Annotated in this window: 19 protein-coding genes; 17 read left to right on the top strand and 2 right to left on the bottom strand. The window is 74.1% G+C overall.

Annotated elements, in window-relative coordinates; all coding sequences use genetic code 11:
- Positions 1 to 58 precede the first annotated feature (58 nt).
- From E1B22_RS01785 to pyrE, 10 genes are all read left to right on the top strand, one after another.
- Positions 59 to 2,362 carry a heavy metal translocating P-type ATPase gene (locus tag E1B22_RS01785; RefSeq protein WP_167758824.1) on the top strand — a complete coding sequence of 768 codons (2,304 nt, stop codon included), beginning with the start codon at positions 59 to 61 and terminating at the stop codon, positions 2,360 to 2,362.
- Positions 2,363 to 2,428: 66 nt separating this feature from the next.
- Positions 2,429 to 2,869 (top strand): hypothetical protein, encoded by a 441-nt coding sequence (locus tag E1B22_RS14040; RefSeq protein ID WP_135224318.1) that lies wholly within the window; start codon positions 2,429 to 2,431, stop codon positions 2,867 to 2,869.
- Positions 2,870 to 3,418: 549 nt separating this feature from the next.
- Positions 3,419 to 4,801 carry an aspartate carbamoyltransferase catalytic subunit gene (locus E1B22_RS01775; RefSeq protein WP_243123606.1) on the top strand — a complete coding sequence of 461 codons (1,383 nt, stop codon included), beginning with the start codon at positions 3,419 to 3,421 and terminating at the stop codon, positions 4,799 to 4,801.
- On the top strand, positions 4,798 to 6,384 hold the full coding sequence (locus tag E1B22_RS01770; RefSeq protein ID WP_135224317.1) for a dihydroorotase: 1,587 nt from the start codon (positions 4,798 to 4,800) through the stop codon (positions 6,382 to 6,384). The genes E1B22_RS01775 and E1B22_RS01770 overlap by 4 nt, the downstream gene beginning before the upstream one ends.
- 184 nt (positions 6,385 to 6,568) lie before the next feature.
- Positions 6,569 to 8,134 carry a glutamine-hydrolyzing carbamoyl-phosphate synthase small subunit gene (gene carA / locus E1B22_RS01765; protein WP_135224316.1) on the top strand — a complete coding sequence of 522 codons (1,566 nt, stop codon included), beginning with the start codon at positions 6,569 to 6,571 and terminating at the stop codon, positions 8,132 to 8,134.
- A gap of 103 nt (positions 8,135 to 8,237) precedes the next feature.
- A complete protein-coding gene (gene carB, locus E1B22_RS01760) occupies positions 8,238 to 11,675 on the top strand; it encodes a carbamoyl-phosphate synthase large subunit (protein WP_243123806.1) in 3,438 nt (1,145 codons plus the stop codon).
- 131 nt (positions 11,676 to 11,806) lie between these two features.
- Entirely contained in the window at positions 11,807 to 12,796 is a 990-nt protein-coding gene (locus tag E1B22_RS01755) for a hypothetical protein (RefSeq protein WP_135224314.1), read from the top strand.
- Positions 12,793 to 13,878 carry a dihydroorotate dehydrogenase gene (locus E1B22_RS01750; protein ID WP_207669911.1) on the top strand — a complete coding sequence of 362 codons (1,086 nt, stop codon included), beginning with the start codon at positions 12,793 to 12,795 and terminating at the stop codon, positions 13,876 to 13,878. The genes E1B22_RS01755 and E1B22_RS01750 overlap by 4 nt, the downstream gene beginning before the upstream one ends.
- Positions 13,878 to 14,789 (top strand): orotidine-5'-phosphate decarboxylase, encoded by a 912-nt coding sequence (gene pyrF, locus E1B22_RS01745; protein WP_243123605.1) that lies wholly within the window; start codon positions 13,878 to 13,880, stop codon positions 14,787 to 14,789. The genes E1B22_RS01750 and pyrF overlap by 1 nt, the downstream gene beginning before the upstream one ends.
- A 209-nt stretch (positions 14,790 to 14,998) precedes the next feature.
- A complete protein-coding gene (gene pyrE, locus E1B22_RS01740; RefSeq protein ID WP_135224313.1) occupies positions 14,999 to 15,715 on the top strand; it encodes an orotate phosphoribosyltransferase in 717 nt (238 codons plus the stop codon).
- 272 nt (positions 15,716 to 15,987) lie between these two features.
- On the opposite strand, the gene E1B22_RS12635 is transcribed toward pyrE, so the two are convergent.
- Together E1B22_RS12635 and E1B22_RS12630 are read right to left on the bottom strand one after the other, a co-directional pair.
- Positions 15,988 to 16,230: a CHRD domain-containing protein gene (locus E1B22_RS12635; RefSeq protein WP_167758823.1), complete on the bottom strand. Its 243-nt coding sequence runs from the start codon at positions 16,228 to 16,230 to the stop codon at positions 15,988 to 15,990.
- Complete coding sequence (locus E1B22_RS12630) at positions 16,227 to 16,424, bottom strand: hypothetical protein (protein WP_167758822.1); 198 nt, start codon at positions 16,422 to 16,424, stop codon at positions 16,227 to 16,229. Before E1B22_RS12630 ends, E1B22_RS12635 begins: the two co-directional genes overlap by 4 nt.
- Before the next feature lie 418 nt (positions 16,425 to 16,842).
- On the opposite strand from E1B22_RS12630, the gene sufB reads away from it, so the two are divergent.
- The 7 genes from sufB (at position 16,843) to E1B22_RS01700 (ending at position 23,858) form a co-directional block, all read left to right on the top strand.
- The gene (sufB, locus tag E1B22_RS01730) at positions 16,843 to 18,243 is read left to right on the top strand and encodes a Fe-S cluster assembly protein SufB (RefSeq protein ID WP_135224311.1); all 1,401 of its coding nucleotides are present in this window, start codon (positions 16,843 to 16,845) and stop codon (positions 18,241 to 18,243) included.
- A gap of 284 nt (positions 18,244 to 18,527) precedes the next feature.
- Positions 18,528 to 18,842 (top strand): non-heme iron oxygenase ferredoxin subunit, encoded by a 315-nt coding sequence (locus E1B22_RS01725; protein WP_135224310.1) that lies wholly within the window; start codon positions 18,528 to 18,530, stop codon positions 18,840 to 18,842.
- 82 nt (positions 18,843 to 18,924) lie between these two features.
- Positions 18,925 to 19,812, top strand: a complete 888-nt coding sequence (locus E1B22_RS01720) for a YitT family protein (RefSeq protein ID WP_243123604.1) — start codon at positions 18,925 to 18,927, stop codon at positions 19,810 to 19,812.
- 220 nt (positions 19,813 to 20,032) lie between these two features.
- Positions 20,033 to 20,434, top strand: a complete 402-nt coding sequence (locus E1B22_RS01715; protein WP_135224308.1) for a helix-turn-helix transcriptional regulator — start codon at positions 20,033 to 20,035, stop codon at positions 20,432 to 20,434.
- Between the two features lie 18 nt (positions 20,435 to 20,452).
- Complete coding sequence (locus tag E1B22_RS01710) at positions 20,453 to 20,794, top strand: hypothetical protein (RefSeq protein ID WP_207669909.1); 342 nt, start codon at positions 20,453 to 20,455, stop codon at positions 20,792 to 20,794.
- Between the two features lie 98 nt (positions 20,795 to 20,892).
- Positions 20,893 to 22,179 (top strand): IS256 family transposase, encoded by a 1,287-nt coding sequence (locus tag E1B22_RS01705; protein ID WP_135224086.1) that lies wholly within the window; start codon positions 20,893 to 20,895, stop codon positions 22,177 to 22,179.
- Complete coding sequence (locus E1B22_RS01700; RefSeq protein WP_243123602.1) at positions 22,176 to 23,858, top strand: cation-translocating P-type ATPase; 1,683 nt, start codon at positions 22,176 to 22,178, stop codon at positions 23,856 to 23,858. The genes E1B22_RS01705 and E1B22_RS01700 overlap by 4 nt, the downstream gene beginning before the upstream one ends.
- Positions 23,859 to 23,868 lie beyond the last annotated feature (10 nt).

Below are 23,868 nucleotides of genomic sequence, written 5' to 3'. Positions count from 1 at the left end.
GCCGCTGGGGGGACGTATGCGATTGGCCGCTGCGGGGACGTCGGCGGAAGGGACGTCGATGGACTTGCCCAATCGGACGCTGCAAGCCTACCCGCTGGTCGGCGTGGACTGCGCCCGCTGCGCCCAGCGCATCGAGGACGCGCTGCGCCGGGAGCCGGGCTTCGAAGATGCCACCGTCGACGTCGCCACGGGCGCGGTGCTGCTGCCGCCCGACGGGCTCGAGCGGGCCCGGGCCATCGTCGCCCGGGTGGAGCCGGGCGCCCGGCTGCTGGACCGTCCTGCCGCGCCGGGCCGGGAGCGCGGTGGCGCGGCGACGGAGGCCGGTTCGTCCACCCGGTTGGGGGATCGCCCGGCCGGCGGGGGCGGTCCGTGCTTCGCGATGCGGGACGAACCGGCCCAAGGGGCCGCGGCGGCCGCGCCGGCCGGCGGAGCCGGACTGCGGGAGGGGGCGCACCGGGGCGCGGGGGCCGTCGGCGACGCGGAAGCGGACGAACGCCGGGCGATGCGGCGGCGCCTGGCGGCGCTCGGGCTCGCCACGGTGCTCTTCGCCGCCGCGGCGCTCGTCCATCGGCGGTTCGCCGGGACGCCGCTGGGGTTGCTGGCGGACGCCGTCCTGCTGGCGGTCTACCTCGGCGTCGGCCGCGGCGTGCTGACCGCCGCCCTGCGCAACCTCCGGCGCGGGGAGGTCTTCGACGAGAACTTCCTCATGACCGCGGCCACCCTGGGGGCCATCGCCCTGCGCGAACTGCCGGAGGCGGTGGCCGTGATGCTCTTCTACACCGTGGGCGAGTTCTTCCAGGACCTGGCCGTGCAGCGCTCCCGCCGGTCCATCCGCGCCCTCCTGGACCTGCGCCCCGAGTTCGCCCGCGTCCGCCGGGGTGGGGTGCTGGAGACGGTGGACCCCGCCGCCGTGGCGGTGGGCGAGGCGATCGAGGTGCGGCCGGGGGAGCGGATCCCGCTGGACGGTCGGGTGACGGCCGGTTCGTCCTTCGTGGACACGTCGGCCCTGACGGGCGAGGCGGTGCCCCGGCGGGTCGAACCCGGCGACGAGGTCCTGGCCGGCATGGTGAACGTCCGTGGCGTCCTGACCGTGCGCGTGAGCCGGCCCTTCGGCGCGTCCCAGGTGGTGCGGGTCCTGGAGCTGGTGGAGCGGGCGGCTGCGCGCAAGGCGCCCACCGAGCGCTTCATCACCACCTTCGCGCGGTACTACACCCCCGCGGTGGTGGCGGTGGCCGTGGCCCTGGCCGTGGTGCCGCCGCTCGTGGTGCCCGGGATGGGGTGGGGCGAGGCGGTGCGGCGGGCGCTGGTCCTGCTGGTGATCGCTTGCCCCTGCGCTCTGGTCTTGTCGGTGCCCCTGGGCTACTTCGCGGGTTTGGGGGCGGCCTCGCGGCAGGGCGTGCTGGTGAAGGGCGCCCACTACCTGGATGCGCTGGCGCGGCTGGATGCGGTGGTCTGGGACAAGACGGGCACCTTGACCCGGGGCGAATACGAGGTGGTGGCCGTCCGCGCCTGTGACGGGACGACACCCGAGCGGGTGGTGGAACTCGCGGCCCACGCCGAGGCGGCGTCGGGACATCCCATCGCCGCCGCCATCGCCCGTGCCTACGGCCGGCCGGTGGATCCGGGTCGCGTCGCGGAGGTGGAGGAACTGGCCGGGCGGGGCGTGCGCGCCCGGGTGGACGGTCACCGGGTGTGGGTCGGCAGCGCCCGGTTCCTCCGGCAAGAGGGGGTCGACCTGGCAGACGGCGAGCGGCTCGGGCTGAGGTTCCCTGCCCCCGCGGGCGCTGTCGCGGTGAGCGGGTGCCCAACGGGAGGCGGTTGCGCCGAGGGGCGCGATGGTGGCGTGACCGGGGTGGCAGGAGAGGCGAGCGGGTTTGGCGGTGCCAAGGCTTCCGGTGGTGCTCCCTCCGGTGGCGCTCGCGCCATCGCCGGTGCTGCCGGGAGCCGCGGTGAAGGCGGACCGCGGAGGGTTGAGCCGGGGACGGCGCCCCCGCCTCCCGCAGCGTCGGAGGCGCGGTCGGGGAAGGGGGTCGGCCGCTGCCGCGTCGGTACGGAGACGGACGGTGCGGCGGACGGTCCGGGCGGCACCGAGGTCCTGGTCGCCGTCGACGGCCGGCTGGTGGGGCGGATCGTCATCGCCGATCGGCTGAAGCCCGGCTCGGTGGAGGCCATCCGGGCCCTGCGACGCCTCGGCATCCGGCGGCAGGTCATGCTGACGGGCGACCGGCCCGAGGTGGCCCGGGCGGTGGCGGCCGCCTTGAGCCTCGACGAGGTACGGGCCGGGCTGCTGCCCGATGAGAAGGTGGCTGCCCTGGAGCAGCTGGAGCGGCTGGGCCGGCACGAGCCGAGGGCGGATGGGTGATGGTCGCGGCGGGGCCGGCGCGCGCCCGGGTTGGACGGGTGGCTGTCGCGGCGGGGCCGGCCGGCCGTGGCCTTCGTGGGCGACGGGATCAACGACGCCCCGGTCCTGGCACGGGCCGCGGTGGGGGTCGCCATGGGCGGGCTCGGCTCCGACGCCGCCATCGAGGCGGCCGACGTGGTGATCATGGATGACGACCCCGGGCGCCTGGCCGCGGCGGTCACCGTCGCCCGCGCCACCCGCCGGGTGGTGCTGCAGAACGTCGCCCTGGCGCTGGGCGTCAAGGCGGCGTTCGCCGTCCTGGGTGCCGTGGGCGGGGCCACCCTGTGGGAGGCGGTCTTCGCCGACGTCGGCGTCGCCCTGCTGGCAGTGCTGAACGCGGTTCGGGTGCTGCGGGCGGGGACGGTGGAGGGCGGACCGCGGGGTAGCCGTCGTGCCTTCGGTGACACGGGCGGCCGTTGGGAAATCAAATCGCCATTTCGATTTCTAAGCAAAATAGGCAAAGTGTAATATGCCTATCCTGGCCTGGGCGGTTTCCAGGTTGCGTTGGATGTCGCCGGGCGACCCGCAGAGGGCACCGTGGGGGTGTCCCGTCCGTGGTCGACGACGCCGAGCGGTTGCGCGTCCTGTGCTGCTGCAGAACGCTGCGTAATCCACCACGCCGCAGCGACCCTTGGTCACCGGGACACCCAGACTCGCTGCCACCCCGCACGACGGCCTCGCGGACCGCGAGCGGGTGCGGGCGCTGCGTCAGCTGGCCGGCCTTTTCGTCTTGACAGCCCCAATCGCTCGTGCTAGCATTGGCCCCGAGCAAAAAACGCCCCTTTAAACTGGTCCCGTGAGGCCGGTAAGGAGCCATACGGGTGGCGCGGCCCAGGCCGCCCGGCCAGGTGCCGGGCGGCGGTGCCGGGGCAACCGGTGGCGCCGGCACAGCCGGCGGGCCGGGGCAGGACCGGCGGGGTTCGTGAGGCGCCGCGCCGCGCTGCCACCAGCGACTTCTTGCCGGCGGGCAAGAAGTTTTTTTGTGCCTGCGGGACGGGGCGATCGGGAGGCGAGATCGTGCCAGCCGGGACGACGCCCCAGTCCATTTGGCCCGCCGCACGGTTGCCGCAGCGACCCGGCCCGGCGCCGGTGGCGAAGACGGCCGGCGTCGCCGCGCCCGGGGACGGGGGGACTCTTGAACGACCCCTCCATGGGCCGGGGCGATCCATCCACCCCGATCCATCCGCCCTGGTCCGCTCCGGGTCCGCGGGGCGTTCCCGTTCCCTCACCGGCATCGCCGCCCTGTCGATCGCCGACCTGGAAGACCTCCTGAGCCGCGCCCGGCGGATGCTGGCCGCCCTGGAGCGCGGCGGCGGACGACCGCTCACCTCCGCTCCCCTGGCCGGCCGCCGCATCGTCACCCTCTTCTACGAGAACAGCACCCGCACCGCCCAATCCTTCCACGTGGCCGCCCATCTGCTGGGCGCGGCCCCCTTCGACCTGCCCGTGGCGCGCAGCAGCGTGCAGAAGGGCGAGGGGCTGCGCGACACCTTGCGCACCTGCGAGGCCCTCGGGTTCGACGCGGTGATCCTGCGTCACCCCGTGACGGGGGCCGCGGCGTACGCGGCGACGGTGCTCGGCGTCCCGGTGATCAACGCCGGCGACGGCACCGGCGAGCACCCGACCCAGGCCCTCCTGGACGCCCTGGCCATCCTCCGCCACAAGGGGCGACTGGCAGGGCTCAAGGTCGCCATCGTCGGCGACGTGCGCCACAGCCGGGTGGCGCGGTCCAACGCCCTGTTGCTGGCGCGGCTGGGTGCCGAGGTCTGGCTCTGCGGTCCTCCCGGCCTCGTGCCCGCGGCCCCGCCCTGCCCGGGCGTGACCGTCACGACCTGCCTCGACGAGGCCCTGGACGCGGCCGACGTGGTGATGGCCTTGCGGATCCAGCGGGAGCGCCTGGCGGGGGTGCTGCCCGACCTGGGGGAATACCGCCGCGGCTGGGGCATCGGCCCCCGGCAACTGGAACGGGCCCGGCCCGATGCCATCCTGATGCACCCCGGCCCGGTGAACCGCGGCATCGAGCTCGACCCCGCGGTGATGGACGACCCGCGTTGCGTCGTCGAAGACCAGGTGCGCTGCGGCGTGGCGGCGCGCATGGCCGTGCTGGAGTGGGCCCTGGGGCCGGTTCGTCCGGAAGGAGCGGTGGACGAGCCCGCGGGTGGTGAGGACGGACCCGCCGGGGACGAGGACGAACCGTCCGGTTCCGGAGCAGCCGAACGCCTTGGGGCGGACGAACGCGCCGCGGAGGCCCCATGGGCGGCGGCAGGTCAGCGTGCGGAGTCGCACCGCGCGGAGGCGGGCGGCGTCGCTGTGGCCCCGCCGGAATGCGCGGCCGGGGCCCGCAGGCCGGTCGTGGCCAACGGCCGGGGGCGGGCCGGGGCGGAGGTGGGCCGCCGATGACGCGCCTGTGGATCCGCGGCGGCCGGGTGATCGACCCCAGCCAGGGCCTGGACGGTCCCGGCGACGTGGTGATCGAGGCGGGACGCATCGTCTACGCCGGCGCGCCCTTGCCGAACGCGGAGGCGGTCGCCCGGGTGACGGTCCCCGGCGGATCGGCTCCTCCGAGCCCATCCGACGAACCGGCCCCTGCCGCCCCCGCCGCCGGCGGGATCGGCACCCGCCGCGCACGGGGAGCCGACGGGGACGGGCGGCCGGCCCGGGCTGCCGCCGTCGCACCCGCCGGGTCGACCGGCGCATCCCCTTCGGTCCACGTCCTCGACGCCCGCGGGCTCTGGGTGGTGCCCGGGCTCATCGACCCCCACGTCCACCTGCGCACGCCCGGTGAGACCCACAAGGAGACGCTGGCGACGGGCGGCGCCGCGGCGGCGGCGGGGGGCTTCACGGCGGTGGCCTGCATGCCCAACACCCGCCCGCCGCTGGACGACGCCATCCGCGTGGAATGGCTCGCCATGAAGGCCGCGGCCGAGGCGCCGGTGCGCGTCCACGTCGTGGCCGCCGCCACCCGCGGCCTGGCCGGGGACGAGCCCGCCCCCTACGGCGCCCTGAAGGCGGCGGGGGCGGTGGCCGTCACCGACGACGGCCGGCCCATCGCGCGGGCCGGCGTCATGGCGCGGGTGCTGGAGGGGGCGGCGGCGGCGGGGCTGCCCGTCCTGGTCCATGCCGAGGAACCGGAGCTCAGCGCTGGCGGCGCCATGCATGCCGGGGCGGTGGCGGCGGCCGCGGGGATGCCCGGCATCCCGGACACCGCCGAGACGGTGATGGTGGCCCGGGACCTGCTGCTGGCCGAGCGGGCGGGGGCGCGCCTGCACGTGCTCCACGCCAGCGCCGCCGCCACCTTGGATCTGGTGCGCTGGGGCAAGGCGCGGGGCATCCCGGTGACCGTGGAGGTCACGCCCCACCACCTGCTGCTCTGCGACGAGGACGTGGCGGCGGCCGGGTTCCACCCCCACTGGAAGATGAACCCGCCGCTGCGCTCGCGGCGGGACCGGGAGGCCCTGCTGGAGGCGGTGGCGGACGGGACCGTGGACGCCATCGCCACCGACCACGCCCCCCACCATCCCCTGGACAAGGACGCGCCCTTCCCGGAGGCCGCCTTCGGGGTGGTGGGACTGGAGACGGCCCTCGGCCTGCTGCTTACCCACCTGGTCCCCGACCCGCTGCCGCCCGCGCGGCTCGTCCAGCTCATGTCCACCGGCCCCGCCCGCGTGTTGGGGGTCCCCGGCGGCACCCTGCGGCCCGGCGCGGCGGCCGACGTGACGCTGATCGACCCCGGGTACCGGTGGGTGGTCGAACCGGAGCGCTTCGCGAGCCTCGGCCGCAATACGCCCTTCGCCGGGTGGAACCTGCGGGGCCGGGCGGTGTGCACGCTGGTGGGCGGCCGGGCGGTGTTCCGGCTGCCGGGCTGTCCGGTGCCCGAGCCCGTCGCGGTGGGGCTGGCGACGCCAGCGACGCCAGCGACGCCGGCGTCGCCGGCGGGGCGGCCGGCAGGCCAGACGGACGCGGCCGGGCAGGCCGGCCCGTGACGGGCTGGCGGAGGTTTGTATAATGTTAAAGAGTGCGTGTATATTTATGCAGACCGCTCGTACCGCGGCCGTCGCCTCGCCCATGAAGGACGTGCACGGCACCAGGGACGACGTGCACGACGCCACGGCCGGAGGCGCGGCCCGTGCGACCCGCGAGCCGATCCGGGCAAAGGAGGCACGAAGGATGGACTGCGGTGAGCCCGTCCCCCCTGCGCCGGCGCTCCGCGACGGCGACCCTGCCCCCCACGCGGCCGTGCGGGGTGCGAGCGCACAGGTGGCGCCGGTGGCCGGGCGAGGCGCCGCTCGGGTGGCCGGCAGGGGCGCCGATGGGGCGGCGGCCCCGGCCCGCGCGGACGTCGTCCCCGCCCGGCTGGTGCTGGAAGACGGCACCCAGTGGTTCGGCCGCCTGGTGGCGGGGCCGGGCCCCGGGCGCGGCGGCGCGGGAGGGGCCTGGGCCGTGACCGGCGAGGTGGTCTTCAACACCGCGATGACGGGCTACCAGGAGCTGCTGTCGGATCCCTCCTACGACGGACAGATCGTGGTCCTGACCTACCCGTTGGTGGGCAACTACGGTGTGCACGACGGCGAGGACGAGTCGGCCGGTCCGCGGGTCCAGGCGTTGATCGCCCGCGAGTTGTTCGACGCCGGCGCCGTCGGGCTCCAGCCGCTGGCGGCGCACCTGGCGGCCGCCGGCGTGCCGGCGGCCGACGGGTTCGACACCCGGGCCCTGACCCGGCACCTGCGGCGCCACGGCACGCTGCGGGGGGTGCTCACCACCGACTTCGGCGTCCCCGTGGAGGAGCTGGCGGCGCGCGCCGCCCGCTGGCGGCCGCCGTCCGCCCTGGAGGCGGGCACCCGCCGGCCGTACCGGCTCGAACCGCCTCGGGCAGCCACCGCCACCCCTGACGGCGCGATCCCCGCGCCGGACGGCGTCGGGTCGGCCGGACCCGCGGTGCCGGCCGGGGCCGGGCACCACGCCGTCCTGGTGGACTTCGGCGTCAAGCGCAACATCCTCCGGGCGCTGGTGGCCCAGGGCTGGCGCGTGACCGTGGTCCCCGCGCGCACCCCCGCCGACGACATCCTGGCCCTGCGGCCCGACGTGGTGATCCTGTCCAACGGCCCCGGCGACCCGCGGGACCTGGGCGAGGTGCTGGGCACCGTGCGGCGCGTCGCCGAGGCGGTGCCCACCTTCGGCATTTGTCTTGGCCACCAGCTGCTCGGCCTGGCCTTCGGCGGCCGCGCCTACAAGCTGCCCTTCGGCCACCGCGGCGCCAACCACCCGGTGAAGGAGATCGCGGTGGCGGCCTGGGCCGGCGCGGGGGGCGGCGAGGGGCGGGTCTTCATGACCTCCCAGAACCACGGCTACGCCCTGGACGCCGAATCCCTCGAGGCGGCGGGCCTGATCGTCACCCACGTCAACCTCAACGACGGCACGGTGGAGGGGCTGTGCCACCCCCACCTGCCGGTGCGCGGCCTGCAGTTCCACCCCGAGGCGGCGCCCGGTCCGCGGGACGCGGCGCCGCTGCTGGCCGAGTTCCTCCGCCAGGTGACCGGCGGGGCGCCGGCGCGGGCGGCCGAAGGAGCGGCCGTCGGCGCGGGGCGGGGGTCCGCCGCGGCTCCGGCGACCGGCGCGGGACGCGCGGCGGGTGCGGAGCGGCCGGCCGGGGGGACCGGGCCTGCACCGGCCGCAGCGGGGCGATGGCTGGCGGCGGCGCCGGGGGCGGTGGAAGGGGGGATCGCCGGTGCCTGAGGCGGGTCCGCACCGGGATCGATCCCCGGCGGCGGGTGCCGGGGCGGGGACGGCGACCGGGCGCCGGGCCGCGGCCGGCACGGCCGCCGGCGCGCCCGCCGGCGTGCGCAAGGTGCTGGTCATCGGCTCGGGCCCCATCATCATCGGCCAGGCGGCGGAGTTCGACTACTCGGGCACCCAGGCGTGCCGCGCCCTCAAGGAAGAGGGCCTGGAGGTGGTCCTGCTCAATTCCAACCCCGCCACGGTGATGACGGACCCCGGCACCGCCGACCGGGTCTACGTCGAGCCCTTGACGGCGGAGTTCGCCGAGGCGGTGATCCGCAAGGAGCGGCCCGACGCCGTGCTGCCCACCCTGGGCGGCCAGGTGGGCCTCAACCTGGCCATGGAGCTGGTGCGGTCGGGGGTGCTGGAGCGGTACGGGGTGCGGCTGCTGGGCACGCCGCCCGAGGCGATCCAGCGGGCGGAGGACCGCGATGCCTTCAAGCGGCTGATGCTCGCCATCGGCGAGCCCGTCCCCCGCAGCACCATCGTGCGCTCCTACGAGGAGGCGCTGGCCTTCGCCCGGCAGGTGGGCTTCCCCGTCATCGCGCGGCCCGGCTACACCCTGGGCGGCACCGGCGGCGGCATCGCCCGGGACGAGCGGGAGCTTGCGGCGCTGGTCGACCGCGGCCTGACGGCCAGCCCCATCGGCCAGGTCCTCCTGGAAGAGAGCCTGCTGGGCTGGAAGGAGATCGAGTTCGAGGTCATCCGCGACGGGGCCGGCAACGCCATCGCCATCTGCAGCATGGAGAACGTGGACCCCGTCGGCGTGCACACCGGCGACAGCATCGTGGTGGCGCCCGCCCTGACCCTGACCGACCGGCAGCTGCAGCGACTGCGCTCGGCGTCCCTGCGCATCGTCGACGCCATCGGGGTGGAGGGAGGCTGCAACGTCCAGCTGGCCCTGCGGCCCGACGGGGCGGAGTACCGGGTCATCGAGGTCAACCCCCGGGTCAGCCGCTCCAGCGCCCTGGCGTCCAAGGCCACGGGCTACCCCATCGCCAAGGTGGCGGCGCGGGTGGCCCTGGGCCGCCGGCTGGACGAGATCCGCAACCCCATCACGGGCACCTCGGCCCTCTTCGAGCCGGCCCTGGACTATGTCGTGGTCAAGATCCCCCGCTGGCCCTTCGACAAGTTCGCCACCGCCGACCGGCGCCTGGGCACCCAGATGAAGGCGACGGGCGAGGTCATGGCCATCGACCGCAGCTTCGAGGGGGCGCTGCTCAAGGCGGTGCGGTCGCTGGAGATCGGGGTCGACGCCCTGGAGTGGCCCGAGGCCCGCGATCTGGACGAACCGGCCCTGGAGGCAGCCATCCGGGAGGGCGACGACCGGCGGCTGTTCCTCCTGGCGGAGGCGCTGCGCCGCGGCCACAGCGTGGAGGAGCTCCACCGGTGGACCGGCATCGACCGGTTCTTCCTGCACCGCATCGCCCGGGTGGTGGCGCTGGAGGAGCGGCTGCGGCAGGTGGGGCGGCGGGGAGGCGGCGCCACCGCCACCGGCGCCGTACCCGGGCTGCCGCCGGATCTGCTCCTCGAGGCCAAGCGCCTGGGTCTGACGGACCGCCGCATCGCCCAGCTGGCCGGTTCGTCCGAGGAGGCGGTGCGGCGGGCGCGGCTCGCGGCGGGCATCCGCGCCGGGTACAAGATGGTCGACACCTGCGCGGCGGAGTTCGAGGCGCTGACGCCCTACTTCTACTCGACCTACGGCGAGGCCGACGAGGCGGGGCCGCGCAAGGCCGAGGACGGCGACCGCCCCGTGGTGGTGGTGCTGGGCGCGGGGCCCATCCGCATCAGCCAGGGCATCGAGTTCGACTACAGCTCGGTCCACGCCGTCCGCACCCTGCGCGCCCTGGGTTACCGGGCGGTGATCGTCAACAACAACCCGGAGACGGTGAGCACCGACTTCGACACCGCCGACCGGCTCTACTTCGAGCCCCTGACGGCGGAGGACGTGCGCAACGTGCTGGACCTGGAACGGCCCGTGGGGGTGCTGGCCCAGTTCGGCGGGCAGACGGCGGTCAACCTGGTGGCGCCCCTGGCGGCGGCCGGGGTGCGCATCCTGGGCACCGCCCCCGACGCCGTCGACGTGGCGGAGAGCCGTGAGCGGTTCGACCAGCTGCTAGCCCGGCTCGGGCTGCGGCGGCCGCCGGGGGCGGCGGCGCGGTCGGTGGCGGAGGCCCTCGCGGCGGCGGACCGCATCGGCTACCCGGTGATCGTCCGGCCCTCCTACGTGCTGGGGGGCCGTGCCATGCAGGTGGCCCGCTCGCCGGAGGAACTGGCCCGCTATCTGGAGACGGCGGCCCGGGTGGCCGGCGACCGGCCGGTGTGGGTCGACCGGTACATCGCCGGGATGGAGCTGGAGGTCGACGCCGTGGCCGACGGGGAGACGGTGGTGATCCCCGCGGTGATGCGCCACATCGAGCGGGCGGGGGTCCACTCGGGCGACTCCATCGCCGTGGTGCCGGCGCCAGGGGTGCCCCCGGCGGTGCTGGCCCAGGTGGAGGCGGCCACCGTCGCCCTGGCCCGAGCCCTCGGGGTGCGCGGCGTGATCAACCTGCAGTTCGTCTGGGACGGGTGCGACCTGTACGTGCTGGAGGTGAACCCGCGGGCCAGCCGCACCGTGCCCTTCATCACCAAGGCCACCGGGGTGCCCCTGACCGAGCTGGCCACCCGCGCGGCGCTGGGGGAGCGGCTGGCGGACCTGGGCTGGCGCACCGGCCTGCTGCCGCCGCCGGGCCACGTGGCGGTGAAGCTGCCGGTGTTCTCGTGGAACAAGCTGCCCGGGGTCGATCCCTCGCTGGGGCCGGAGATGCAGTCCACCGGCGAGGTCATGGGCGTCGACACCACGCTGGAGGGCGCCCTGGCCCGCGGGCTGCTGGCGGCGGGGATGAAGCTGCCGGCCCCGGGGGAGGGGGTGCTGCTGACGGTGGCCGACGCCGACAAGCCGGCCGCGGTGGAACTGGGCCGGCGGCTGGCGGCGGCGGGCTACCGGCTGTACGCCACACCGGGGACGGCGGCCGCCCTGCGCGCCGCGGGCCTGGAGGTCACGGTGCTGCCCAAGATCTCGGGCGCCGGGACGGCGGAACCGGGCAGCCCCGCCCGCCGGCCGGTCGCGTCCCGCGCCGCGGGGGACCCGACGGCGGGCGCCGCCCCCAACGGCGGCCGGGCCGTCGATGCGGCGGCGTCCGCCGGCGGCGCGGCCGAGCCGGCGCCCGGCGGCGGGGCCCGGTCGGGCGGCGCGCCGCTGCTCGATGCCCTGCGCGACGGCCGCGTGCGGCTGGTGATCAACACCCTGACGGAGGGGCGCCGGCCGGAGCGGGACGGGTTCCGGATCCGGCGGACGGCGGTGGAGCGCGGCATCCCGTGCCTGACCTCGCTGGACACCGCCGCCGCCCTGGTGGAGGTGCTGATGCGCCATCCGGACCGGCGGGCCCTGGCCGCCACGGTGCGGGCGCTCCAGGACCTGGAACCGGTGGCCCGCGCCGAGGTGCTGCTGCGATGAGGGACGAGGGGCCCGGTCGGCCGCCCGTCGGATCGGGACCATCGGCCGGCGGGGCGCGGGTACCCGGGGCCGGCGGGCCGCCGTGGGCGGTCACGGCCCGGGTGGTGCGCACGCGGTCCGTGGCTCCGGGCGTGGCCTCCACGATCCTGGAGGCTCCCGCCGTGGCCGCGGCGGCCGGGCCCCTGCAGTTCGTCCAGGTGCGGCCGGGCGCCGCGGAGGCGGGGCGCCCCTACCTGGGCCGGCCCTTCTCCATCGCGGATGCCGATCCCGACACGGGTCGCATCGTCCTGGTCTACCGGGTCGTCGGGCCGGGGACCGCCCAGCTGGCGGGCCTCGCCCCCGGCACCGCGGTCGCGCTGCTGGGGCCGCTGGGCCGGCCCGCGCCGGTGCGCGCGGCGGGGGATGGCCCTGCGCCCCTGTGGCTTGCCGCCCTGGGCTGGCAGGCGGTCGCCCTGCGGCTCCTGGCCGCCCGGGCCGTGGCGGCGGGGGTGCCGGTGACGGTCCTGCTGGCCGCCGAGGGGGACGACGCGGCGGCGCTGGCGGACCTGTGGTCGACCCTGCTCCCGCGGGCGCCCGCCGCGGGCGCCGGGGCCGCGGGGGCTGCGGCCGCGGGGGAGGAAGGGGTGCGGGCCGCCCCGGTGCCGGGCCATCTCACCGTCCTGCCGCCGCGCCAGGTCCTGAGCCTGCTGGCGTCCGCCTTCGGCGACAGGGCGGGTGCCACCGGGGCGGCCGGTTCGTCCGGCGTCGGGTGCGGGACCGGTGCCCCGGGTCGGATCGCCGCGGTCGTGCCGGCGGATGGCGGCCTCGCCGCGGGCGACGACCCCCGCGTCGGGGGGTCGGGCGCGGCCCCCGGCACCACCGGGCCCGCCCCGCCGCCCGGGAGCGCAGGCGGCCCGCGCCCGCGGCTGTTTGCCGCCGGGCCGCCCCCGTTCCTGCGGCAGGTCCAGCGGGCCGTGGACGGTCGGCCGGTGGATGCCTTCCTGGTGGTCGACGCCTACATGCCCTGCGGGTACGGCGCGTGCCTGGCGTGCGCGGTCCCGGTGCGGGGCGGAGGGGGGACCCGCTACGTCCGGGCTTGCCGGGAGGGGCGCTGGTTCGCCGCCGGGGAGGTGGTCCTGTGAGGGATCGACAGGCCCCGCACCACGGGCCCGGCGACGGGGACGGGGCGCGGCGACCGCGGCTCGAGGTGCGCCTGGGCCCTCTCCGCCTGAAGAACCCGGTGGTGACCGCCGCCGGCACCTTCGGCTACGGCCGCGAGGCGGCCGCCTTCTACGACCTGGGTGTCCTCGGGGCGGTCACCGTCAAGGGCCTCAGCCTGGAGCCCTGGCCCGGCAACCCCCCGCCGCGGGCCGTGGAGACGCCGGCGGGGATGCTCAACGCCATCGGCCTGCAGAACCCGGGCGTCGATCACTTCGTCCACAACGACCTGCCCTGGCTGCGCCGCTTCGACGTGCCCGTCATCGCCAACGTGGTCGGCAAGACGGAGGCCGAGTACGTGGAGGTGGCCCGGCGGCTCGATGCCGCCGGGGTCGACGCCCTGGAGCTCAACGTGTCCTGTCCCAACGTCAAGGCCGGGGGGCTCGAGTTCGGCAGCGACCCGGCCGTGGCCGCTTCCCTGGTGCGGGCGGTGCGGCGCGTCACGCAGCGGCCCCTGCTGGTCAAGCTGTCCCCCGAGGCGGGCGACCTGCCCGCGCTGGCCGCGGCGGTGCTGGAGGCGGGCGCGGATGCGCTGTCGCTGATCAACACGGTGCGCGGGGCCGCCATCGACGTCGAGGGGGAGCGGCCGGCCCTGGCGGCGGTGACGGGCGGTCTGTCGGGTCCGGCCATCCGGCCGGTGGCGGTGCGGTGCATCTGGGAGGTCTACCGGCGGCTGCGGGCGCCCATCCTGGGCATGGGCGGCGTGGCCTCGGGCCGCGATGCGGCCGAGCTGATGCTGGCCGGGGCGGCGGCGGTCGCGGTGGGCACCGCCGCCCTCGTCGACCCCCGGGCGCCGGTGCGGGTGCTGGACGAACTGGCCGCGATCCTGGCCGCCAAGGGGATCGGCGCCGCCGAGCTGACCGGGCGCGCCCACCGCCGCGAGGAGCCCGGCGGAACGGCGCCTTCAGGGCCGGCCGGAGCGGCGGCCGGCGGGCGCGCCGGCGCCGCCGCGCCCGCCGGGGAACGGAGCCCGCTGACCGGGTGCTCCTGGAGGGACGGCGGTTGATGCCGGAGGACGCGACCGCGGAGGGCATCGGCGGCGGAGCGGGGATGCCGCCGGACCGCGGCGGGGGACGACCGGGAAGGGGGAAGCCGGCGATGGGGGGCACCGTGCCGGGGGCGGAACGGCTGATCGTCGCGCTGGACGTGGCCGACGCGGGGCGGGCCCAGGCGCTGGTGGACCAGCTCGCCCCGGCGGGCTGCGCCTTCAAGATCGGCCTGGAGATGCTCTACGCCCAGGGTCCGGGCTGGATCGACCGGCTGGCCGGGCGGGGGCTGCGGGTCTTCGTCGACGCCAAGCTGCACGACATCCCCCATACCGTCTACGGCGCGGCCCGCGCCCTGGGGGCTCGCGGCGCCTGGCTGCTGACGGTGCATCTGGCGGGCGGGCGCGACATGTGCCGGGCGGCGGTGGAGGGAGCGGCCGCGGGAGCCGCCGCCGCGGGCGTCCCCGCACCGCGGGTGATCGGGGTCACGGTGCTCACCAGCTTGGCAGGAGCGGCGTACGCCGAGGCCACCGGTGCCCGCCTGCCCCTCGGGGCGGAGGCGGCGCGCCGTGCCGGCAACGCCCGGGCATGGGGGTTGGCCGGCGTCGTCTGCTCGCCGGCGGAGTTGCGGGTGGTGCGGGCCACGGTGGGGCCTGGCGTGTGGCTGGTGACCCCGGGCATCCGCCCTGCCGGCAGCCCGCGGGGCGACCAGCAGCGGGTGGCCACGCCGGCCGAGGCCATCGCCGCCGGGGCGGACTACCTGGTGGTGGGACGGCCCGTGACCGCCGCGGCGGATCCCGTGGCCGCACTGGAGGCCATCGCCGGCGAGGTCGCGCAGGCCCTGGACGGCGGCACCCCCGACGGCGGGGCTCCACGGCACCCTCCCGCCGGAGTCGACGCCAGGACGACGCCCGGGGCGGGCCAGGGGTGAGGGCCGGGGCACCCGCCCGCCGGGGCCGGCGCCAAAAGACCGCCTCGGGTGGGCCAGGGGTGAGGACCGGGAAGCCGGCGCCTGCCCCGAGCGGGACGAGGGCGGCATCCGGTTCGGCAACGTCACGGGCCCGGAGCCGACCCCTCCCGCGGACGGCATGCCGGGATGGGGGCGACGGGTCACCCATGGACGGGGAGGGCGGCAGCGGCATGGCTGGTGGAGACGGTGCGAGGGACGCGACGACGGAGCGGGCGGCGCCGGTCGCGGGCGGGACGCCATCGGCGGCGGCGCCCGACGGGGCCGCCCCGGCCGGCGCCATCGCGGGTTTGCTCGAGCAAACCGGCGCCCATCGGATCGGCCACTTCCGGCTGACCACAGGCCTCCACAGCGACGAGTTCTTCCTGCTGGCGCGCGCCTTTCAGTACCCCGCGGTGCTCGAGCACCTGGGTGCGGCCCTGGCCGCGCGGCTGCGGGCCGTCCTGCCGCCGGAGGTCGCCTCCGGCCACCCGCGCCGCGCCGCCGGGCCCGGCACCGCCCACGGAGCCGTGGTGGGTCCCGCCATGGGGGGCGTGCTCCTGGCCCACGCGGTGGCCCGCGCGCTCGGCGCCCGTTCGCTCTTCGCCGAGAAGGAGGCCGACGGCTCCATGCGCCTCAAGCGCGGGTTCCGGTTGGCGCCCGGCGAGCCGGTGGTCGTGGTGGAAGACGTGGTCACCACCGGCGGATCGGTCCGCAAGACCATGGCGGCCGTCGCCGCCGCGGGCGGCCGGGTGGTAGCGGTGGGGGCCGTGGTCGACCGCAGCGGAGGCCGGGTGGCCTTCGGCGTACCCATGGTGGCCCTGCTGACCCGTTCGGCCGCCGTCTTTCGCCCGGAGGAATGCCCCCTCTGCGCCCGCGGCGTACCCCTGGTCGCGCCCAAGGAGATCTGAGTTCGCAGCCGGTCGCTCCGGCGGCGAGCCACGCCGCGGGGTCCGCGCGGACCCGCCCCTCTCGCCGCGCCCACCCGCGCCTCTTTCCCGGCGGTCGCCTGGGGGGCGGCGGGCGCCTGCGGGCGGCCAACGGGGGCGGTGGCCTCCCATCGGCCACCGCCCCCTGCCCCCGTCGGCGTCGCCCGGGGCTGGCGGCGCGACGCCACGGCCGCGCCGAGGACGCGCCGGCCGCCGGCGCTCTCGTGGCGGCTGGGGCCGGCGGCGCGACGGCCCTACCGCCCGTGGCGGGCCAGGAAGATCTGACCGCGGATCTCCCCCTCGAAGTGCTGGACGGTGTGCACGTTGACGTAGGCGTTCCCGGCCAGCATGTTCTGCAGCAGGTCCGAGAGCGGCCGTCCGGCCAGCGGGCCGACCAGGTCCGCCCGGGTGAAGGCGCGGTTGACGATCTGCGTCTCGGGGCCGATGTCGACGGGATCCGTGGGCCCGTAGAGATTCATCACGATGGGGCCGTTCACGCCCGGTCGTCCCAGGTGGATGTGAGCGGCGAAGACCCCCGGGTGTTGCGGACGCTGAGCAGCACCAGCAGCAGGTCGGGCTTGTCGGGGCGGTCGATGAAGAACAGGTGCGCGCGCCCCTCGGCCGGCGTGGCGACGGGAGGGACCTCCTGGGAACCGTCCAGCCTCGCCGCGAACTCCACGACGGACACCATGGCGATCCGCTCCTTTCGCGATCCTGCGGGCAACCTATGCGGCGGTGGGGACGGTGGACCGGCACGCCTGGCCCGGGGCGGCGCTTTTCCACGCACGCCTGCGCGACCGTGACACCGGCTGAGGCGAGGGGGACGCGATCCTCGGTGTCCCGGCTCCGCGCCGCGATGGCCCGGCCGGACCCACGGGGGCGCCGGGGGACCGCCGGGAAGGCGATGGACGAGTCCGTGCGCCTGGGGTGCGACCCGCCTGGGGACGGACGGCCGAAGTACCCGGGGGACGGTGGACCGGCCGCGGTTGACAGCCGCGACGGCCCGCGAGTAACCTTAGACCAGAACCAAATAAGGATGGATTCGCAAAAACACCCCATGGACGGTTGGTCCGCCATCGCCCACGGGGCCACGCCCGGAGGTGAGCTGGGTGGCCAAGGAGCTGGTCGAACTCGGCCGTGAGTACAAGTACGGCTTCCGCGACCCCGAGGAGTACGTCTTCAAGTCTCCCAAGGGGCTGACGCGGGAGATCGTGGAGAGCATCTCCCACTACAAGGACGAGCCCGACTGGATGCGGGAGATCCGCCTCAAGGCCTTCGAGGTCTTCCAGAAGAAGCCCATGCCGACCTGGGGTCCCGACCTCTCCGGCCTGCGCTTCGAGGACATCCACTACTACATCAAGCCGACGGAGCGCCAGGGGCGCAGCTGGGACGAGGTGCCGGAGTACATCAAGCGCACCTTCGACCGGCTGGGCATCCCCGAGGCGGAGCGCAAGTTCCTGGCCGGCGTCAGCGCCCAGTACGAGTCGGAGGTCGTGTACCACAGCATCCGGGAAGACCTGGAGCGGCAGGGCGTGATCTTCTGCGACACGGACACCGCGGTCAAGGAGTACCCCGACCTGGTGCGGGAGTACTTCGGCACCGTGGTGCCGGCGGAGGACAACAAGTTCGCCGCCCTCAACACGGCGGTGTGGTCCGGCGGCAGCTTCATCTACGTGCCGCCGGGCGTGCGGGTCGAGATCCCGCTGCAGGCCTACTTCCGCATCAACGCCCAGAACGTCGGCCAGTTCGAGCGGACGTTGATCATCGTCGACGAGGGGGCCTTCGTCCACTACGTGGAGGGCTGCACCGCGCCCATCTACTCCACCGACTCGCTGCACTCGGCGGTGGTGGAGATCATCGTCAAGAAGGGCGGCCGTTGCCGCTACACCACGATCCAGAACTGGTCCCACAACGTCTACAACCTGGTGACCAAGCGGGCCGTGGCCTACGAAGAGGCGACCATGGAGTGGGTCGACGGCAACATCGGCTCGAAGGTCACCATGAAGTACCCCAGCGTGTACCTGCTGGGTCGCGGCGCCAAGGCCGACATCCTCTCCATCGCCTTCGCCGGCCGCGGCCAGCATCAGGACGCCGGCAGCAAGGTGATCCACGTGGCCCCGGACACCTCCTCCACCGTGGTGTCCAAGGGCATCTGCAAGGACGGCGGCATCCAGACCTACCGCGGCCTGGTGCAGGTGCACGAGGGGGCGGAGCGGGCCAAGGTCAACGTCCAGTGCGACGCGCTGATCCTGGACCCGTACTCCAAGACCGACACCTTCCCCTACATCGAGATCAACGAGGACAGCGTCACCATCCAGCACGAGGCGACGGTGTCCAAGGTCAGCGAGGAGCAGCTCTTCTACCTGATGAGCCGCGGCATCGACGAGCAGACGGCGACGACGATGATCGTCAGCGGCTTCATCGAGCCCTTCACCAAGGAGCTGCCGATGGAGTACGCCATCGAGATGAACCGGCTGATCCAGCTGGAGATGGAGGGCTCGGTCGGCTGATCGACAGGCGGCCGGGAGGCGGCCGCGGGGCGCGCCGGCGCGCGACCTGGACGCGGTCCGGTGCCGATGGACGCGGTCCGCGGCGGGTGCGGCATCCCGTCCGCCCGCTGGCGGGCCCGTTGGCGGCGCCGCACCGCGCCCCATCCCGCAGCGGCGCGGGGAGCGCTGCGGCGGCTGCGGGACCGGCGGGCGGCAGGCGAGAGGGCGTCGAGACGGTGTCGGGACGAACCGGCGAAGGCCGGTGGCCGGCGGCCACCGGCCTTCGCGTGCGGGGGGAACGCAGCATGGCCTGGCGGCAAGTGGCGACGCGGGACCAGGTGCCGGCGGGCACCGGCTTCCGCGTCGAGGTGGACGGCCATCCCGTGGCCATCTGGCACACCGAGGGCGGCGAGTTCTACGCCACCGACGACACGTGCACCCACGCGCAGGCGTCCCTCAGCGAGGGGGGCCTGGAGGGCTACCTCTGCATCTGCCCGCGCCACGGGGCGCGATTCGACGTGCGCACGGGCGCCGTCCGCGCGCTGCCCGCCGTGGTGCCGCTGCGCACGTACCCGGTGCGGGTGGAGGGCGACGCGATCCTCATCGACTGGACCGACTGACCGCTGGGAACGGCGGGAGCGGGGGACCGAGCGGGGAACCTTGGTAGCGGCGCGAGGGAATCCAGCGGGAGGGAGCGGGTCCGTGGCCGCAGGCGGTGCACTCCGTCGGCTGCTGGAGGGCGCGGGACCGGCCCCGGCGGGCCGGTTCGTCCAGACGGCGCACCTGGCCGCAGGGGCAATCCTGTTCAGCCTGGGCATCAACGGCTTCCTGGTGCCCGCCCGCCTGGGCGAGGGCGGTCTCAGCGGCATCTCGCTGCTGGTCCACTATGCCACGGGCCTGCCGGTCTCCCTGGTCTACCTGCTGCTCAACGTGCCGCTCTTCGCCTTCGGGTGGTGGGGCATCGGGCGGGCGTTCATCCTCCGCACCGGGCTGGCGACGCTGCTGGTGACCCTGGCCCTGCGCCTCACGGAGGGCGTGGCCTTCCGGGTGGGCGAGCCGCTGCTGGCCAGCCTGTACGGGGGTGCCTTCATCGGCACCGGCATCGGGCTCCTGTTCCGGGCCGGGGCATCCAGCGGCGGCATCGACATCGTCGCCCGCTTCCTCAAGGAGCGGTACGGCATCGGCATCGCCGAGACGTTCCTGGTCGTCGACAGCCTGGTGCTGGCCGCCATCGGGCTGACCTTGGGTGCAGATACCGCCCTCTACTCCATCCTGGTCACCTTCCTGGGCGGTCGGCTGGCCGACATCGTCCAGGAGGGGCCGTTGCGGGCCAAGAGCGCCTGGATCATCACCACCCGCCCGCGGGACGTGGCACAGGCGGTGACGACCCGCCTGGGACGCGGCGCCACCCTGCTCCGCGCCACGGGCGCCTGGACGGGGGAGGAGCGCGCGGTGGTCATGGTGGTGCTGAACCGCAGGGAGCTGGCCCGGCTCAAGCAGCTGATCCGGGACATCGACCCCCACGCCTTCGTGGCGGTGACCGACGCGGCCGAGGTCCTCGGGGAGGGCTTCCCGGCGGCGTGGTCGTGACGTCGAGGACGGGGCGTCGAGGACGCGACATTGACTTCACCACGGTTCCTCACGGGCGCCGACCACTCACCAAAGCGCATGGGAAAGGAAAGCGTGAAAGGACTGCGCCCCCGCCTTGAAATATGCGCATATGCACATATATACTTCTTAAAGCGGCGGGGCCCGGCCATGCGCCGGTAGAACTGGAGAACAGGACGGGCGGGAAGCAGGGGGTTGACCCGTGACGGAACTCTCGCGAATCACGGATGTTTTCAAGGCACTGTCGGATCCTACGCGCCTTCGGATCGTCCGGCTCATGGCCGCGAATGATGAGGAGGTGTGTGTCTGCGAACTCGTCGACTCCCTTGAGGTACCCCAATACCACGTGTCACGGCACTTGAAAGAGCTCCGCAACGCCAGGCTACTGCGGGCACGACGAGACGGCCGGTGGGTCTACTATTCGCTCGATCTCACGGACCCGGTCGTGAAGGAGCTGGCAGAGGTCGTCAGGCGGCTCCCTGCCGACTTGTTCCGTGAAGACCAGAAAAACTTCGAGCAACGGATGACCTTGCGCGTCGGCGGCCGGTGCCGTGCGGGGATTCAGAAGAAGCACCTGGCCCCCAACGTCCGTGTGCGGAAGTAGTGCGAAGGAGGAATTGTCATGGACGAAAAGAGCCTTACCACGCGCGCCGTCACCGAGGAGGCGGAACGCCATTCCTCGAGCCGAGAAGATGAGGACGCTGAAGAGGAGGAAGAAGGCTTCGAAGGCCCCTGGTACCGCTTCCCCCCCATCCGTAATGCTGGCCTCGGAGGCATCGTGCTGGGCTTGGGCTGGTTGGCCGGGAAGCTAAGCCTTGGCCCTGCGCTCCAGATCCCCTTGTACCTCGTTGCCATGGCCCTCGGGGGCTACTTCTGGGTACGCGAGGGTTGGGAAGAGTTCCTTGAAGAGCGGGAAGTAGGCATCGAAGCTCTCATGGCCTTCGCCACGTTGGGAGCCGGGTGACGTCCTAAACTGTCTGTAAACGCGAAGCGGTCTGGGCTACCATCGGTGGCGTCGGAAAACTCGCCCCAGCTGGGGCACACCGAGGAGGACCCAGACCTATGTCCAGGATACCACCCAGCCAGCAGTTGGCGGAGCTGGCCCGGCAGCTGGCCGCGCAGGCCCGGGAGGGTACGGAGGTCGAGGACCTGACCCATGCCCTCGTCCGCCTGGGCGCCCGCAAGCTCATCCAGGAGCTGCTGGAGGCAGAGGTCACGGAGCTTTTGGGGCGCGGACGCTACGAGCGGCGCGAGCCTGGCCAGGAAGGCGCCCGCAACGGCTACAAGCCGCGGACGCTGCGTTGCGCCGAGGGGCGGCTCGAGATCGACGTCCCCCAGGTGCGGGGCATGGAGGGACTGTGCCAGCCCACGCTGTGGAGGGCCCTCAAGCGGCGGACGGACGTGCTGGAGCGCCTGGTGGTGGAGATGTACGCCCGGGGCCTCTCTAGCCGGGACATCGAGGATGCGCTGGCGGAGCTGGCGGGCAGCGAAGCGCCGCTTTTGAGCCGGTCCACCGTGAGCCGGATCACCGAGGCGCTCCACGAGGAGTTCGAGGCCTTTGCCCAGCGGGACCTGTCAGGCCTCGACGTGGTGTACCTGTTCGCCGACGCCATCTACGAGTCGCTGCGCCGGCAGGCGGGCTGCCGTGAGGGCATCCTGGTCACCTGGGCCATCTTGAGCGACGGCAGCAAGGTGCTGGTGCACCTGAGCCTGGGCAACAAGGAGCGCTACGAGGACTGGCTGGAGCACTTCCGGGATCTGGTGCGCCGGGGGCTGAAGACGCCGCTGACGGTGACGACGGACGGGGCGCCGGGGCTGATCCAGGCGGTGGAAGCCATGTGGCCGGAGGCGGAGCGCATCCGCTGCTGGGTGCACAAGATGCGGAACGTGCTGGACAAGGTGCCGGAGGAGGCGCGGCCCGTGCTCAAGCCCTACCTGGAGGCGATCCGGGACGCACCGGATATCGAGCAGGGCCGGCGGCTGGTGGCCGAGGTGGTGGAGCGGTTCGGGCGGGAGTATCCCTCGGCCATGCGGAGCCTGCAGGAGGACCTGGAAGCGAGCCTGGCGCACCTGCGGCTACCCGCCGCCCACCGCAAGCATGTCCGGACCACCAACCTGGTGGAGCGCAGCTTCGAGGAGGAGCGGCGGCGCGCCAAGGTGATCCCGCGGTTTCGGAGCGAGCGGGAGTGCCTGAAGCTAGTCTTCGCCGTGCTGTGGCGGGCGAGTGAGCGCTGGCGGCGGGTGCAGTTCAGCGAGCACGAACGAAAGCAGCTGGAGCGCTACATCGAGGAGCGGCAACGGCAAAGAGCGGCGCAGAAAGAGGTTTCACCCGCTGCCACCGTGGCATGACCCAGACCGCTTTTACAGACAGTTCGGGACTTGACCTGGGAGCCGTCCTTCTCGGCCAGTGGTTTGAGGCCGCCTTCCTTGTCTTTCTCTACGGGCTGGCAGAAGGCCTGGAGGAGTACACCTTCGCTCGCACCCGCTCCGCCATCAAGGCGTTGCTCGATTTGGCCCCCAAGGAGGCGCGGCTCCTCGAGAACGGCCGGGAGCGCATGGTGCCGGCGAGCTCCCTGAAACCGGGCGATCGGTTCCTGGTGCGGCCGGGCGAATCCATCGCCACCGACGCCATCATTCGTGAAGGGCGGTCGAGCATTAACGAAGCTGCGGTCACAGGCGAGTCGGTGCCTGTGGCAAAGGGCCCAGGCGACCGGGTCTTTGCCGGCACAGTGAACGGTGAGGGCGCCCTTGTTCTGGAGGCCACGGCTACTTTCGAGGACAATACCCTGTCCAAGATCATCCGCCTGGTCGAACAGGCTCAATCAGAAAAAGGGCGGGCTCAGCGCTTCATCGAGCGGTTTGGTAGGCGTTACAGCCCTGTTGTCCTGCTTGCAGCCGTGGCCTTGGTCTTGCTCCCGCCCCTGATCGGTCTCGACTGGTCGACCTGGGCCACCCGCGCTGTGGTCCTCCTGGTAGCAGCGGCACCTTGCGCCCTTGTCATGTCGACGCCCGTGGCCATGGCTTCCGCCATCGGTACAGCCGGCAAGAACGGCGTGCTCATCAAGGGGGGCATCCATCTTGAGAACCTCGGCACGGTCCGCGCAGTGGCCCTCGACAAGACCGGAACGCTGACGCGCGGAGAGCCCGTGGTGACTACCATTGTCGCAGCGCCCGGATGGACGGAGCGGGAAGTGCTGGCGCGAGCGGCCGCGATTGAGCGTTTCTCCGAGCACCCCCTGGCCCGAGCCGTCATGGCCAAGGCCCAGAATGAAGGGATCGAGGTACCCGAGGCCGGGGACTTTCAGGCTCTACCCGGAGCCGGGGCCAGGGCGGTGGTCGGCGAGGTGAGCCTCTATGTTGGGAGCCCCGCTCTCTTTCAACAGCTGGGAGCCCGGGTCCCCGCGGAGCTGTCGGACAAGATCGACGAGCTGCGGGACAGCGGGCATACGGTCGTCTTCGTGGGCACCGATGACGAAGTGAAGGGGCTGCTGGCCATCCGCGATGAGATCCGGCCCGAGGCAAAAGACGCTCTACAGGCATTGCGCGAAGCGGGTATCGAGCACTTCATCATGCTAACCGGCGACAATCAGCGGACGGCGAACGCCATCGCCCGGGAACTTGGCATCGACGATGTCCGGGCGGAACTGAAGCCGGACGATAAGGCGAGGATCGTGAAGGCGCTGGCTGAAGAGTATGGCGGTGTGATCATGGTCGGCGACGGCATCAACGACGCGCCGGCCCTAGCCGCTGCCACGGTCGGGATGGCCATGGGCACCGCGGGTACCGACGCCGCGATCGAAGCCGCCGACGTCGCCCTGATGGCCGACGATCTGAGAAAAGTGGCCTACGCTGTCCGCCTGGGGCGCCGGGCGCGTGCCATCAGCCGCCAAAACATCATCTTCTCGCTAGCCGTTCTGGCGATCTTGATCCCGGGCGCGCTGACAGGCTGGCTTGGTGTCACGCTGGCCGTTGCCGCTCACGAGGTGAGTGAGCTACTGGCCGTCGCCAACGGCCTTCGTGCCCGTTAGAGGCATCGAC

Source organism: Thermaerobacter sp. FW80 (assembly GCF_004634385.1).
Classification (GTDB): domain Bacteria; phylum Bacillota; class Sulfobacillia; order Thermaerobacterales; family Thermaerobacteraceae; genus Thermaerobacter; species Thermaerobacter composti.
Note: the sequence above shows the minus strand (reverse complement) of the source record. Positions and strands in the feature narration are given on the sequence as shown.

What these genes read in the sequence shown, in the direction of transcription:
- E1B22_RS01710 (WP_207669909.1), top strand. Translation starts at nt 20,453, where the DNA reads ATGGACGAAAAGAGCCTTACCACGCGCGCCGTCACCGAGGAGGCGGAA.
- E1B22_RS01700 (WP_243123602.1), top strand. Translation starts at nt 22,176, where the DNA reads ATGACCCAGACCGCTTTTACAGACAGTTCGGGACTTGACCTGGGAGCC.
- carA (WP_135224316.1), top strand. Translation starts at nt 6,569, where the DNA reads ATGGACTGCGGTGAGCCCGTCCCCCCTGCGCCGGCGCTCCGCGACGGC.
- E1B22_RS01770 (WP_135224317.1), top strand. Translation starts at nt 4,798, where the DNA reads ATGACGCGCCTGTGGATCCGCGGCGGCCGGGTGATCGACCCCAGCCAG.
- E1B22_RS12630 (WP_167758822.1), bottom strand. Translation starts at nt 16,424, where the DNA reads ATGGTGTCCGTCGTGGAGTTCGCGGCGAGGCTGGACGGTTCCCAGGAG.
- E1B22_RS01725 (WP_135224310.1), top strand. Translation starts at nt 18,528, where the DNA reads ATGGCCTGGCGGCAAGTGGCGACGCGGGACCAGGTGCCGGCGGGCACC.
- E1B22_RS01705 (WP_135224086.1), top strand. Translation starts at nt 20,893, where the DNA reads ATGTCCAGGATACCACCCAGCCAGCAGTTGGCGGAGCTGGCCCGGCAG.
- pyrE (WP_135224313.1), top strand. Translation starts at nt 14,999, where the DNA reads ATGGCTGGTGGAGACGGTGCGAGGGACGCGACGACGGAGCGGGCGGCG.
- pyrF (WP_243123605.1), top strand. Translation starts at nt 13,878, where the DNA reads ATGCCGGAGGACGCGACCGCGGAGGGCATCGGCGGCGGAGCGGGGATG.
- E1B22_RS01785 (WP_167758824.1), top strand. Translation starts at nt 59, where the DNA reads ATGGACTTGCCCAATCGGACGCTGCAAGCCTACCCGCTGGTCGGCGTG.